We start from the raw sequence: 14,288 nt of genomic DNA, 5'->3' as shown, positions 1-14,288 counted from the left end.
AACGTAATGTGGAAAATCGCAATCATTGATGATGAGCGCCAAGTCCTAAAGGGGATGAAACGGGCGATTCCCTGGGATGAGCTGGGAGCTGAGTGGGTTGGAGAGGCTATGAACGGAGAGGACGGACTGGAGGTAATCCGCCGTACCCTACCGGACATTGTGATCACTGATCTTTATATGCCCGTGATGAGCGGTCTGGATATGATGGAGCAGCTTAGAAAGGAAGGATTCCAAGGTAAAATCATTATTCTGAGCGGATATTCAGATTTTGAGCATGCGAGACAGGCTCTAAGGTTTCATGTGACCGACTATGTCTCTAAGCCAATCAGTCTGCCGACGTTAAAATCGATTCTAAGCAATGTCGTACAGGAACTTGAGGAAGCGGAAGAGAAGCGAATCAGGCAGTGGGAGCTTGAGTTTAAAATGACGATGTATGAGCCTTTTGTTGAACTGGAGTGGGTTCGCTCCGCAGCTGTTGGTACCCTGGGCCATGCATACAGAGACAGCACACCTCTTCCCCCGTCATATCTTTTTTGGCAGGAGCGCAAGCATGTCACTGTCGGCATCGAGCTGATCCGTGATGAACGAGCCAGATGTCTATCCGTCTCCGATTGGAACCTTTTCCGGTTTGCGGTCAGCAATATTGCTTGTGAAGTAGCGCGTAAGCTGTTCCCGGATCTGGAATACACAGAGCTGCACAGTACCAGAACATTACTGATTATTCATCCGGATGCAGGACAGCTCGAACAGTTAGAAGACAAGCTTGAAGAGCTGGGAATCAGGCTGATTGACAGCATCGGCAGCTATCTCAAGCTGGTTACACGTATAGGAATCGGGGGAGTGAAGGATACATGGACCAAGCTTTCCGACTCGACCGAGGAAGCTTTCCGCGCGATGGATCAAAGAGCATTACGGGTCGCTTCCGCACATGAAGTGTATATGTACCGGGAGAACAGCAGCAGCGAACCGGGAAGTGTCGCCCTTTTTCCGGTCAAGTTCTCGTATAAGCTGGCAACAGCAATGAAGGCATCTCAGGAAGCGGAAGCCCATCAGCTTGTGCTGGAATATATAACTGAAATGAAAAAGCAAGAGGGGATATCACAGGGATACGTACAAATGCTTGGAAGCGAGCTATGGGGAATTATAACCTATTCGTTGTATGAATCCGGCTTTGTACTGGATGAACTGTTCACTAATGACCAGATTGCCAAGGAGATCAGCAGCCTGATCGTACCGGACCAGCTGGCAAGCTGGCTTATAGACAAAATCACCAAGATCTGCAGCAACAGGCAATGGAAAGGAAGCAGCAAGCATCGGCAGGTTGTCGATTTCATGACCAGTTACATTCATGAGCACTATGCGGAAGAGCTGACACTCGCCGAGCTTTCGGATAAGGTATTCATTTCGCGGAACCACTTGTCTATTATTTTTAAAAATATTACTGGAGAAACCTTCAATAACTACCTGACCCGGGTTCGGATCGAGAAAGCTCGGGAGTTGCTCATGGAGCGGAATATGCTGGTGTATGAAGTGGCAGAAAGGGTCGGTTATAAGAACATTCCCTACTTCAGCACATTGTTCAAAAAAATAACCGGTATGAACCCTACAGAACTTATAAAAAGCTAACGCTCCCGAAGGACAGCATCCTCTATACGAGGAATGGAACGGTGCTGGTCCGATGGATACAGGGTGATTCCCATCTTTTATAACGCAAGCCTTCTACTCTGGAAGGCTTGCGTTTTTTTTGGCGAACCTGCCGGGTGATATTCCTACGATCTTGGTAAAACTGCGGATAAAGTTCGCGTAGTCGCTGAAACCGGATTGATAGCATGCTTCGGTAATGCTGAGCCCCTCATAGAGATAGGATTTGGCGAGTGCGATGCGGCGGTCTACGATATACGAACGGAGCGTTAACCCCGTATGTTTTTTGAACTGGCGGCTGATATAAGTGCTATTCAAATGAAAAATGCCGGCAAGCTGTTCAAGTGTGATGTCCTGCGCAAGATGTACTTCAATATAATCCATAGTTTTACGAACTAGCTCCGGCATGATATCGGTAGGAATAAAGCTTGCATTGTGAAAAACAGTATTGGTCAGGACTAATAATTGAGCGATACAGCAATTGGCCTGAATATCTGTTCCATACGCATCAGAAGCTAGTGCTTCCTCCAGATCGCCTGTTAATTGCAAAAATCGCTTCAACTGCGCTTCCTCTAAATGCACAATATTTCCTTTCCCCTTAGGGCGGTAGTCGAAGCACCCGGATAAATGGGTTGCCGGAGTAGAGAGGCGATGCAAATAAGATTTCTGGAGGTTAATCGTAATCCGTTCATATTCAGATTCATCGAGGCTAAAGGAACGGTGCATTTCCTCCGGATTTATTACAAGCAAATCACCAGGTTCCAAATGGTAACAGCTGTTCTCAATGTAAAAGTTGACGTTACCGCGCAGAAACAAGTACAGCTCGTAGGCTTCGTGTCGGTGATAGAAGGTCCCCAGGTTATAAGTAGTAATCCTGTGCAGGTAGAGGAAATCTTTCTGGATGGGATCATAACGAAGCTCAAAAGGCTCGTTCATCTGCTACCTCCTGATCTATTCGCGCAATAATTATAGCGGAATTTGCAATGATTATTCTCTGGAACTACTTTAAAATGTCATTATCCTAGCACGTTAGGGTGAATATGACAAGCGTTTTTTTGTATACAACAGACTGGAGGGTATTATCATGGAACTTATTATAACTGCAAGAAGTAAATTTCAAGAAGATACTGAATATTCCGGATTAGACAGGCACGGACTAAGTTCATCTGTAGAGATAACAGGCGGTAGCGGTAGCGCCAAACAGCCATTTCAGGCAGTGGTACGGATAAGAAATCTAAGCAGTTCAACGTGGTCAGGAGTCATTCATATGGAGCTGCCGTTTGCAAAAGTAAATCCGCGGTTCTTCCTGCCGGCATTTATGTACGGCCGAAACCGCGGTGAAGCTCCGCAGAATGTTCCGAATGAGTTCCCCAGGTTGAGAGAAGGAAATCCTTCACGACCTTCTTCTCCTTGGTGGATGGTGCGAAGCGACCGATTGTCACATCCAGCGGCTCTTGTATATGACACGGGCAAAATATATGGACTTTGTGCCAGCCCTTATTTTATAAACAAGAATGGGGTCAAAACCCAGTGGAAACCGGACCTGCCGGGTGAGTTCTACCAGTATGGAGGCTATACGTGCTCGCTTGCCAAAGGAACAGTCGGGTATACGCTTGGTTATGAGAATGCACCGCTTTTATTCATTAAATCTCGTCTGGTCAAGGAACGGGCTCCTCTTGATAAGAATTGCTTTGAACTGGCTGCTGCTGAGTCGGTGGAGTTCACAATGGATTTGTATGAGTACGAAACCGAGTCTGAGCTGGGCATCAATGCTGCGCTAGAAGACATCTATTACCGCTATCATCAGCATCCAAGACAGGGCAGTGATATCCGGACGGCTGCTGCTGACCTGTCAAAGGCTATTTATCAATATGCGTGGTTGCCTGAGGACCGGAGTTATTCCACATTTGTTTATGAAGACAAGGAAACAGGTGGTTACCACTACAATAAAATAATCTCGATCAGTTGGACAGACGGTTTGTCTGTAGCCACCCCGGTTCTGATAGCCGCGCTGAGGCTTGGGGATGAGTCCATGCGCGAGCAGGCGCTTTCCTGTATCGAGAATATCATCGAGAATTCCTTAAATCCTGCTTCCGGGCTCCCTTATGAGGCATATCAGGATGGGAAATGGAGTATAAGCGGCTGGTGGTTTGACGGGATGCGTACTCCAGGGCATTCTGCCTATCTGTGCGCGCAGGCTATGTATCATATTATGAAGGCGTATGAATTTGAAAAAAGGATTAAAGATTGCCTTCATGAGGACTGGATGATCTTTGTACGAGAGGTTCTCCTCGTATTGGAGAAAAGCAAAAATTCGGATGAAGAATACCCGACCATTCTATCCGAGAGAACCGGTGCCGGACTGGAATATGATTCCTTCAGCGGAACATGGTGCATGGCGGCTATGGCATACTACAGCTGGCTAACCGGGGACAGAACGCATCTGGACAGCCTGAAGCGCAGCGAAAAACATTATTATGAAACCTATGTGAAACGGATGGAATGTTATGGGGCTCCGCTAGATGCGGATAAGGCAGTAGATTCCGAAGGAATTCTGGCATACATCAAGGCTGTCAGATATCTGCACGCCCTCACTGGCGATGATCTGTATCTCGATCATATGAGGGATTCAATTGATTACGAATTCACCTTTAAATTTGCTTACAACTCACCGGTTAAGGTACCTCCGCTAAGCAAGATCGGCTGGTCCAGCTGCGGGGGAAGTGTTACCTCTGTCGCCAATCCGCATATTCATCCGATGTCCAGTAATATTGTGGATGAGTTGTACTACTTCGTACAGCAGCGAGATGATTCATACGTCCGGCAGCGGATGCTGGATACGGTCGGCTGGGGGTGCCAGACCTACAACCGCTTTGATAAGGAATTCGACCATGGCAAAACGGGCTGGATGTCCGAGAGATTTTGTCATTCTGAAGGGCTGGTAACGGAGAGCTACAGCGACGGTTCTCCGGCAAGTACCTGGTTCTGTTTGATGCCTTGGGCCAGCGGAAGTGTTATAGAAGGCTTGGTCGGCGACTACTGGGAAGCGAACATCAAGTAGCCGTTGGTGATTATAAGTGACACGCGCACAATGAGGATGGAAAAGACCCAAAAGCCATGAAAGCATGGTGGGAAGAAAACGAAGTTCAATTGGAAAAGCAACAACAATATGAAACTGAATTAATAGCCTTTTGCAAGACTCAAAAGGAGCAGGATGTCCTTAAAGTAGATTTTCTTCGACCATTAGACAATCTTTTGCGTAAAAAAAGTGAAAACCGGACCGGGCAGGGGATTATCCCTATCCGGTCCGGTTATTTTTTTCATCCACTTTGTGCTTTTTCAGCAGATTGCGGGCAAGCGAAAGCTACACAGCTAAACGATCAAGGAACTTATAAGCGTCACTATTAAACTTCCAAACAACACCAAATTTATCAACCAACATTCCGAAGCAGGAAGACCAAGGCATTTCTGATAACGGCATAATAATATAGCCTCCTACAGACAAATTGGAAAAGTGATTTTCCAGTGTTTGTTTATCATCAATAACGATACTAATCAGTATATTGTTGCCTTTAACCAACTCGCCTGTTACTTTCTTCATCGAAGGCAGAATATCCGACATCATTATTTTTCCACCAGCGAATTCTAACGATGACTCCATAATCATGTTCAACTCATTTTCTGGCATAGGGTAGTTTGGATCTTGTGGAAAATCCTTGAATTTCACTTTTTTTACTTTACTTGAATTCAGAGCTTCTGAATAAAACTCAATGACTTGCTCTGTATTCCCATCAAAGTTTAAATATGCAATAACTGACATGAAAAAACCTCCTCCTTGTAATACATGAAGTATAAGCTATAATAGGTGACAGCTATTTTGTCACCTATTATAGCTTTGAGATAATTTTTTTACCTTAAAAGGATTATCAGGGAGGGACAATATGAATAAAATTGAAAGACTAATATCTATAGTAATGATCTTGCTGCAAAAGAATGTTGTTTCCGCAACCGGATTTGCACAATTATTTAACGTGTCCAAAAGAACAATTCTACGTGATATGGAAACTCTCAGTTTGTCTAATATACCTATTTATTCTATAAATGGAGTTAAGGGCGGATACGGGATTATGGATGAATACAAATTAGACAAACGACTTTTAAGCAGTAAAGACTTAGAGAATATCCTAACCGCATTAGGCGGATTGGGACAAATTCTATTTAGTGACGAAGTTGAGCTAACTCTTAAAAAAATCGAATCAATGATTGGCTCAGCAACCTGGAAAGGTTCAATTCAACTGTCATTTTATGACTGGGACGGTCGTTCTGAAATTCTTCAAATACTAAAGACTTGTCAAGAAGCAATAGTACAAGGAAGATTACTTAGCTTCGACTATATAGATGGAAGTGGAGGGAAGACGAATAGAATGATCGAGCCATACCAGCTTCATTTTAGTGAAATGAGTTGGTATTTGAAGGGGTTTTGTTTAAATCGAATGGAGTATCGGACTTTTAAATTGTCCAGAACAGATAATCTTAATATCGATATCAAAACATTTGTTCCTAGAGATTTTTTGACTGAGCAAAAAACCGAACAACATTATCAACCGGAATTAATTACAATTAAAGTATTGATCTCGCATAGCATAAAACATCACTTTATTGAAAGATACGGGCAGAAAAGGATTGAAGCCTATAATTCTGAATTTTTAAAAGCCACAATAGATGTGCCGCAAAACCATATCGGATTCCGGTTTTTAGCTAGTTTTGGATCTGAATTGGAAATCATAGAGCCTCAAACATATGTTGAAGATTTTCGAGAGTTTCTAAGTGCCATGATAAAGAAATATGCCTAAAGAATCCCCATTGCATATCAGCTGGCCGTAGTGCTCAATTATAACTTGGGTGAACAAGACGCGGAGAAATGGTTTTAGGACATGTCGGGGAGAAGACTCGAAGAAGCGATAGCCAACGGCCCTTGGTCTGCCAGAAGATAGTTCGGGGGAGTGAAATCTCTATAAGAACTATAGGAGGAGAAATGAAAAACATCAACCACTTACAAACAAATCCTTCAAGCCGATACAATGACTCTGATCCGGAACAAGATGGAAATAAAAACACAAAATTTGCTGATCTAATAATTGATGGTAGTTCGCTTTATCAAATGCTTAAAAAGTATGATATGGTTCCGTCTCTTGGTTGGGGCAGTGAAGGTTATCAAAGACAAATGATCGATTATTTTTTGCTAAAACAAACACATCCATATTTATACTACAGATATCCAATTCTAGTATGTCCTTGGTGCGGTGATGAAGAGTGTGGTTTTATTTCAGTTTTTATCGAGAGAGAAGGAGATCTTGTTATATGGCAGGACTTCAAACTGGAACCTGACAATAAACCTATCCATATAGGACCTTTTTATTTTAAGTGGGTTGAATACGAAAGTGCAATAAATAATACATACGGAACTGCAGGGGTTCAAAAGGATTCGTGAACGCAGGTACGATAGCTGAAATCAACGAAAACATAAAAAAACCATAGATCAGATATGACCCATGGATTCGTATGTCATTTTTTTTCAAGACCTTATTCAACATCATAGCAAATCAGCAATTATAAGTCTATATTTTTTTTGGGAATTACTTTACCATCTTGTTATAAGATGATGAATGGAGATGGTAAAAATGCTTAAAGAAATATTTGTTAAGAGTGCAATGACTTATGAATATCCCCCGGATGGGGGGACAGTACCGATTATAGACCCGTATGATGGATGTACAATTGGATGTCCCTATTGTTTCCAATTAGAAGATGAGACTTGGAATACTGACTTGAATGTTAAAGTTAATATTTCAGATGTTTTGCAAAAAGAACTTATTCAATGGAACAAAGAAGATACTGTGTACTTGGGTAGTAAGTGTGATCCTTATATGGAGATAGAACGGAAATACCAATTAACAAGAAAATGTTTACTTGAATTAAGTAAGTTAAACTTGAAATGTATGGTTACAACTAAAGCCGGATCAAAACTTATCTTTAGAGATATTGATGTAATAAAACCTATGGGGAACAAATTCACTTTACTTTTAGGATTATCTAACCTGCAACAGTTGAGTGAAATCGATGATTATACTCTTATGAGTAATATACAGACAGCAAATCAGTTACACCGAATGGGAATTACTGTATGGGTATTTATTACTCCGATTTTACCTGGTATTACAGATATAGATTCAATGATTAGCGCAATAGATCAAGACATTCCTGTATTTTTAGATAAGGTTAGATTAAAACGAAACACTAGACCAGCACTAAGGTTGGAAAGTTTCATCGGCAATCATTACCCTCATTTAATTAAGACTTACAAAGATATAATCTATAATAATAAGGATGTTTACTATGAAGATATTAAAGAAAAGTGGGGTAAAACTGAGAGAGTAAAGTTTGTATTCGAGTCAAGTAATTCAACCGACTAAGGGGAGTCTTTATGAGAACGATTGGTTATGTACTAATAATACTTTTTTATATTTCCCTTTTATCTGCTTGTAATAGTAGCAATGTTAATTCCAGTGACCCTCCTTCTTCCAAATCCGATGTGGTAGCAAACCACACCAATGAGCCACTTTCAGAAGAAGTGAAGGTAGAAGAAAAACCATCGAAGGATATTAATACATTAATACCATCTGGATGGAGAGTACTAATTCAAGATGATGAACCTGTTACAACAGAAGGTGATTTAAATAAAGATGGAATTACGGATGTTGCAATGATAATTGAGCAACTACAACCTAATACAGAAGAGGCTCCTGAACGGTCCTTACTAATAGCGTTTGGAACAAATGATTCCTACTTGTTATCAATAATTGCAGACAAAGTCATTTTAAAATCGGATGAAGGAGGCATTTGGGGAGACCCTTTTGAATCTCTTTCAATTGATAGAGGATCTGTTGTCGTTAGTGATTATGGAGGAAGTAACTGGAGATGGTACAACAAATATAGATTTAGATTTCAAGATAATGAATGGTATTTGATCGGGGCGACGATGGGAGAATACTTTTCTGGAAATGCAACTCAAGAAGAAGCAGATGAACAAGATTATAACTTACTAACTGGAGATTATATTATCAAGAAAACAAATGAAGATGGGAAGATGACGACGGAGCGGGGAAATAGAGGGAAGAAACAATTAATAAAACTCAAAGATTTCAATATTGAGAACATGTAAATGACAGAATAGATGAATTGCTTATGGCCAAGCTTTTTGGCGGAAGGGAGGATTCGCGTTGAGTGGATTATTCGAAATATCTAATCTGTCCAAATACCATTGGGACACTGGAAATCATGCATCTAGATATCTGTTCTCACACATCTCTGCTCAACTCCCGGAGCCGGACCGGATTGCCCTCATAGGTGCTTCAGGCCAAGGGAAAAGCACGCTGCTGCGGATTCTGGCGCTGCTGGACTCTCCCGATGAAGGCGATTTGATCGTGGAAGGTGTCTCGTTCAAGGATATAAATCCCCGGCAATGGCGCATGGCAGTAACTTATGTAGCGCAGCAAGCGGTAATGCTGCCAGGCAGTGTGGAGGACAATTTACGGCTGGTCAGCCGGCTGCATGGTACTCCTTATGATTCGATTCTTGCCGCACAGCTCATAGAGCAGCTCGGTCTCGATTATCTGGATCTCGGGAAGAAAGCGGCAGACTGCTCAGGCGGAGAGAAGCAGCGGATATCGCTGCTCCGTTCATTGCTGCTCCGTCCCCGGATACTGTTGTTGGATGAAATCACAGCTTCACTGGATATGAACAGCTCCCAGAAGGTTGAAGCACTGCTGCTAAATTGGCATCAGGAGGAAGGAACCTCCTTCGTATGGGTAACGCATGATCTGGAACAGGCCCGCAGAATCAGCAGCAGAACATGGATTTTGAGTCAAGGTAGCCTGCAGGATCATAGCAGTGATTGCTTATTTAAGGAACCGGTAGCGGAACTGGCCCGGAAATATATCCAGAGTACGGAAGGGGGAGTGCACTCATGAGCTTGACCGCGCTTAGCTTTACACTGCTGTTTGTCATCGGAACGATGCTGATCTCCATCTGGCAGAAGCTTGGGTTGGAAAAGGACATAGCCATAGGCACGATCCGTTCTGCCGTTCAGCTACTGGCTGTAGGCTATGTGCTGCAGTTTATTTTTCAGGCGGAGCATATGGCCTTTGTCATTTTAATCATTTTTTTTATGATTGGTGTTGCTTCATTTAATGCCGCCAAGCGAGGCAAAGGGCTGCCGGGGCTGGTATGGAGGATTGCGGTGGCTATTTCCGCCTCGGAGCTGATGATGATGGGAATACTGCTCGGATTGAATATTATTGATGCTACACCGCAATATATTATTCCGATCAGTGGAATGACAATCGGAAGTGCTATGGTCGTCTCCGGCCTATTCATTAACCAGTTTAAGCATGAGGTTCAACAGAATAAAGGGGAAATTGAAACACTGCTGTCCCTGGGTGCAACCGCTCAGCAGGCAATGCAGACCGTCAGAGCCAGGGCAGTGAAATTCAGTATGATTCCTACGATTGACGGCATGAAGACTGTAGGGCTTGTACAACTGCCCGGGATGATGACCGGGATGATTATTGCTGGAGCCAATCCGGTCATAGCCGTGCGATATCAGATACTCATCGTCTTCTCTTTCACATCATCTGCTGCCATTACGAGCATACTGCTTAGCGTACTTATTTACCGGCTGTTCTTCACTGCCGGACTACGTCTGCAGCTGCCGGGGGCCGGCAAATATTAGCTCATGAGCTTAGCGGATATTCACCTTAGAAGGTTGGGAACATCTCTACTCAAGTATCCCGGTATCTACAATTTTAACCTCCACTTTAGGGTGGAATTGCACTTTGCGATAATCCTCAGACCAATTTTTCTCCTTCCAGACATTGTGATGATAAGCAATAAGCTTTCTCCCCACACCAAAGATATCACAGTTAGCCTTTTGGACTTCTTCCACAACCGATTCGGCTTCCTTTGTGAGAATTTCCGAAAGCGCTTGATTTATTTTTTGAAGATCTTTCTCTTTTAGCGAATGCTCTCCGGGAAACTCTTCTACGATGGCTTGAAGTTTTAACTCCAAATTGACAACAACACTTTCGTCGGCAGAAACCGATACCTTGAATTTCCGTTTCACTTTTTTTAAACCTACATTAATGGTAATGTACTCTTGTATATTATCCGGATAGTCCAGAACAATTTTCTTTGTGAATCGCGCATTTTTCCCCTTTTGGCCCTTCAGTAGGACTAGTAATATTGACTGATCCGGGTTCAGCATCCCACTATAATACTGATCATTAAAAAGGGCCAATCCTTTCGTAATAATCTCATTGCCTTCTATAGCTATATAGGGAAGTGCAAAGTCCTGCCCAGGATCCTTCAGGAATCGGAACACGGTATCTAACGTTTCTTTTGGGAATACACTCATTTCCTCAAGACTTTCAATCTTTTGTGTAACGAAATCGCCAATCTTTAATTCCCCAACCATTTTTTGTTCAAGAATGTCAGAGGCATTTCCTTCCGCAATAATTACCCTAACGTTGGATGTCGGGTTGGTTGGGTCCCTGAAGTTCACATCCAATTTAGAATACAGGCCTTGCTCTGCCACTGACTTTCCGAGTAATTGAAAACCATTTTTAAGAAATCTTATGTTTCCCCTCACTCGATTACGCATCTCATTGCTGGCACTACGTAGGTTATGTCCATAACTCGTATGAATTTCGTTCGTAGTGGCTTTTTGCTCAATATCAGGTGGAATGATTAATTCCACAGTTTCTTTTATCATTCCATTTTCACTTAGATCAAACCCCACACTGTAGGCCAGATGCAAGTCTTTCAAATATTCCCGGTCCCAGCATCCGGTGAGGCTGAGGGGGAAAAGAATAAGCAGTACCGACAGGGCAACCGTTCCTAATTTCACGCGCCATCTCACGCAAGGCCACTTCCTTTTCTCTTTACAAATAGAGAAATGATTAACATTACCAGCGGGAGCCCACCAATAAAGAGATAGGCAGCATATGTAGAGGCTGTATCCAGTAGATGAATACCAACAGAAGTTACTGGCGCAAGCGCGATCATAAATGTAATGATCTTCACAAACGGAGTGAATTTCCGATGGCTTTTTCGTCTAAATAAAACACTGAGCCCAATGGACGCTGCATAGCAATAGCTTACGATAGAACATACAAGGGTTATGGTCCAGATCGGCAAAAACAAGATATCTGCACGGTCTACAATGAAAAAGCTTAGAGATTTCATTAAGTAAATGACCGGTTCGGGAATCATTTTAATTTGCTCGGAGTTAAAGAACATCAGACAGGTAGAAACCACGAAGAAATAGAACAGGGTCACAAACAAGTTGGAGAGACTGACCGATATCAATTTTTGTTTATCTGTACCTTCAGACAGCGGATAGATGATCAGCATTAATTCGAAACCATACATAGATATGGTTGTTTCCTTTGCTCCTTTTACGATATTCCATAAGCCTTTTTCCAATAGTGGTAACATATTATCCAGATGGGCTTGAGTTAATCCATAGATGATAAATAAAAATAGTGGAATAAAAAGCACGGAAGCCAGCGTATAGAATCTTGCCAATACTGTCAGCTTTTCTCTTGCGAGGTAGATAGTCATGATAGAAAAAAGAGCTAGTACAGCCCATCTTGGCGTAGTTTGCAGCATCCATCTCCGGAGCACCTCAACGGCACTAAGCATAATATTGGAGCCCAGCAGAATAAAGTAACCGATGTACAGAATAATCAATAGACTGCCAATAATCGGGCCTGCAAGTTTTATGCAAATCCCGAATAGGTTAAGTCCGGGGAATTTCTTCAGCAGGACCCACAGAAGAATGATGACAAGCTGGGTAATAACCCCTGCAACTAAAACAGAAAGTCCACCTCCACCTTTGGCAGTTTCGTTAAGTTTGTTAGGAAGAGACAGAATACCAACACCAATTTGGGCTTGAATAATAAAAAGGAAGAGTTGTCCCCTCGTTATCATTTTTTCTTTTTGAGCCACCGTATCAACTCCTGTAAGTATATCATTTATCCGTTTTTGGGTTGCTTGTACTCTTTCGGATGGACCAAATTGGAAAGCGTACGAAGGTATCTTTCAGGCCTTGAAAATTTAACGGACTTAAGGGTCTAAGGTAGGGTTGCCCAAAAGATTCTAGCTTGCATAAATGTATGAAAATGAGTGTTAACCCAAATGATATCCCAATATATCCGAATAATGAGGCAGCAATCATCAATGGAAACCGCATAAACCGGATAGCAGAGCTCATTTCGTTGGAAGGGATAAGAAAAGATGCAATGGCAGTCAACGCTACAACAATGATCATCGAATAAGAAACCAATCCTGCCTTAACAATTGCATCCCCGATAACCAACCCCCCAACAATCCCAATAGTTTGACCTACACGGCTGGGCAGACGAAGTCCTGCTTCCCGCAGCAATTCGAATATAAGTTCAAGCAGCATCGCTTCAATTAGCGGAGGAAAAGGGACCCGGGTCAATAAACCTTGAATCGAAAAGAACAATTGCAAGGGAAGGACATTGGAGTGGAAAGAAACGGTGGCAATGTAGAGCGCAGGCAACTGAAATGCTGTTACAAAGCCGATCAGACGGATAAACCGGACAAAAGAAGCGATCATCCATCGATTGTTATAGTCATCCGGTGTCTGATAAAAGCTGAAAAAGCTCGCCGGCAAAATCAGAGCTGTAGGGTCCCCATCCAGCAGTATGGCGACATATCCGTCCAGTAAATAGGATGAGGTATGGTCCGGACGCTCCGTATTTATTAGTTGTGGAAATATGGAGAAGGAGTTATCCTCCGTTAATTCCTGAATAAAGCCAGTGGAGATTACCCAATCGATCGAAATCTTCTTTATTCTTGATTCTACAATTTTTATCAATTCTGGGTTGGCGATGTTCTCCATATATACTAAGCCTACCTGTTTGGGGGCGAATTTCCCAAGTGTGAAGTAGCGGACAATAAGGTTTGGGGATGCTATTTGTTTCCGGATCAGGTATAAGTTAACCTTCATTTGTTCAATAAAACCGTTATGAGCTCCCCGAATAACCCCTTCATTCTCAGGCTCGCTAATGCTTCGTTCGTATTTGGCAGGAGTGAAGAGGACATAAAATTCAGACATTCCTTCTAAAAAATAAAGACAGCTTCCTTCAAGAAGTCCCTGAATGCCTTGGTTTAGTTGTGTTTCCAAATTGAAACTAAGGGTCGTGAAAAGCTCAGAGAGGTCTTTGTCCTGATTACGGCTAAAAGGAACAATCACGTTTCGTTCAATCAATTCCGTATCAGTGAGAGAGTCCAGATAAAAGACCATTCCTTCCTTTCCCTGAAAGGATAAGCTTCTTTTTTTGAGGTCACTTGTATGGAACAGTGCGGCTTCGATGTAATCGGAATTTTGATTTACAGAAGGAAATGAGGTCTGAGTTTGGTTAGTCATAATAAGGCGCTCAACTTTCGATTAATTTTGCTTTTAACGTTCCCGAATGATTTGCAGAATATTCCTGACAGGAACTTTAATGTGTGATACAGATGAGTACGGCAGATGATGTTGAGCAGCATACGTTTCTGTT

14 protein-coding genes are annotated in these 14,288 nt (G+C 42.5%); 9 read left to right on the top strand and 5 right to left on the bottom strand.

All coding sequences use genetic code 11. The features are described 5' to 3' along the window. Window positions 1–6: 6 nt before the first annotated feature. On the top strand, window positions 7–1,626 hold the full coding sequence (locus NYE29_RS26625; protein WP_340898147.1) for a response regulator transcription factor: 1,620 nt from the start codon (window positions 7–9) through the stop codon (window positions 1,624–1,626). Between the two features lie 93 nt (window positions 1,627–1,719). Here the strand turns inward: NYE29_RS26625 and NYE29_RS26620 are convergent, their stop codons facing one another. Beyond that, entirely contained in the window at window positions 1,720–2,577 is an 858-nt protein-coding gene (locus NYE29_RS26620; protein WP_076110889.1) for a helix-turn-helix domain-containing protein, read from the bottom strand. A 331-nt stretch (window positions 2,578–2,908) separates the two neighbouring features. On the opposite strand from NYE29_RS26620, the gene NYE29_RS26615 reads away from it, so the two are divergent. Both NYE29_RS26615 and NYE29_RS26610 read left to right on the top strand, forming a co-directional pair. Then, the gene (locus NYE29_RS26615; protein WP_340898144.1) at window positions 2,909–4,702 is read left to right on the top strand and encodes a hypothetical protein; all 1,794 of its coding nucleotides are present in this window, start codon (window positions 2,909–2,911) and stop codon (window positions 4,700–4,702) included. A 56-nt stretch (window positions 4,703–4,758) separates the two neighbouring features. Continuing rightward, entirely contained in the window at window positions 4,759–5,049 is a 291-nt protein-coding gene (locus NYE29_RS26610; protein WP_340898141.1) for a hypothetical protein, read from the top strand. On the opposite strand, the gene NYE29_RS26605 is transcribed toward NYE29_RS26610, so the two are convergent. Further along, the gene (locus NYE29_RS26605; RefSeq protein ID WP_340898139.1) at window positions 5,006–5,461 is read right to left on the bottom strand and encodes a VOC family protein; all 456 of its coding nucleotides are present in this window, start codon (window positions 5,459–5,461) and stop codon (window positions 5,006–5,008) included. The two genes, NYE29_RS26610 and NYE29_RS26605, sit on opposite strands and share 44 nt — an antisense overlap. Before the next feature lie 121 nt (window positions 5,462–5,582). On the opposite strand from NYE29_RS26605, the gene NYE29_RS26600 reads away from it, so the two are divergent. From NYE29_RS26600 to NYE29_RS26575, 6 genes are all read left to right on the top strand, one after another. Next, the gene (locus tag NYE29_RS26600) at window positions 5,583–6,494 is read left to right on the top strand and encodes a helix-turn-helix transcriptional regulator (RefSeq protein ID WP_340898137.1); all 912 of its coding nucleotides are present in this window, start codon (window positions 5,583–5,585) and stop codon (window positions 6,492–6,494) included. A gap of 182 nt (window positions 6,495–6,676) precedes the next feature. Next, a complete protein-coding gene (locus NYE29_RS26595) occupies window positions 6,677–7,132 on the top strand; it encodes an oxidoreductase (RefSeq protein ID WP_340898136.1) in 456 nt (151 codons plus the stop codon). A gap of 190 nt (window positions 7,133–7,322) precedes the next feature. Further along, a complete protein-coding gene (locus tag NYE29_RS26590; protein WP_076110884.1) occupies window positions 7,323–8,114 on the top strand; it encodes an SPL family radical SAM protein in 792 nt (263 codons plus the stop codon). Between the two features lie 11 nt (window positions 8,115–8,125). Next, window positions 8,126–8,863 (top strand): hypothetical protein, encoded by a 738-nt coding sequence (locus NYE29_RS26585; protein ID WP_340898133.1) that lies wholly within the window; start codon window positions 8,126–8,128, stop codon window positions 8,861–8,863. 58 nt (window positions 8,864–8,921) lie between these two features. Beyond that, window positions 8,922–9,671 (top strand): ABC transporter ATP-binding protein, encoded by a 750-nt coding sequence (locus tag NYE29_RS26580; RefSeq protein WP_340898132.1) that lies wholly within the window; start codon window positions 8,922–8,924, stop codon window positions 9,669–9,671. Further along, complete coding sequence (locus tag NYE29_RS26575; protein WP_340898131.1) at window positions 9,668–10,432, top strand: ABC transporter permease; 765 nt, start codon at window positions 9,668–9,670, stop codon at window positions 10,430–10,432. The genes NYE29_RS26580 and NYE29_RS26575 overlap by 4 nt, the downstream gene beginning before the upstream one ends. A 45-nt stretch (window positions 10,433–10,477) precedes the next feature. Here NYE29_RS26575 and NYE29_RS26570 read toward each other — a convergent pair whose 3' ends face one another. From NYE29_RS26570 to NYE29_RS26560, 3 genes are read right to left on the bottom strand one after another with little or no spacing between them, the layout of a single operon-like run. Continuing rightward, a complete protein-coding gene (locus NYE29_RS26570) occupies window positions 10,478–11,617 on the bottom strand; it encodes a Ger(x)C family spore germination protein (RefSeq protein WP_340898130.1) in 1,140 nt (379 codons plus the stop codon). Further along, complete coding sequence (locus NYE29_RS26565; protein ID WP_340898129.1) at window positions 11,614–12,708, bottom strand: GerAB/ArcD/ProY family transporter; 1,095 nt, start codon at window positions 12,706–12,708, stop codon at window positions 11,614–11,616. The genes NYE29_RS26570 and NYE29_RS26565 overlap by 4 nt, the downstream gene beginning before the upstream one ends. Window positions 12,709–12,730: 22 nt before the next feature. Next, complete coding sequence (locus NYE29_RS26560) at window positions 12,731–14,155, bottom strand: spore germination protein (protein WP_340898128.1); 1,425 nt, start codon at window positions 14,153–14,155, stop codon at window positions 12,731–12,733. Window positions 14,156–14,288 lie beyond the last annotated feature (133 nt).

Source organism: Paenibacillus sp. FSL M7-1046, assembly GCF_038007405.1.
Lineage (GTDB): Bacteria > Bacillota > Bacilli > Paenibacillales > Paenibacillaceae > Paenibacillus_AQ.
Note: the sequence above shows the minus strand (reverse complement) of the source record. Positions and strands in the feature narration are given on the sequence as shown.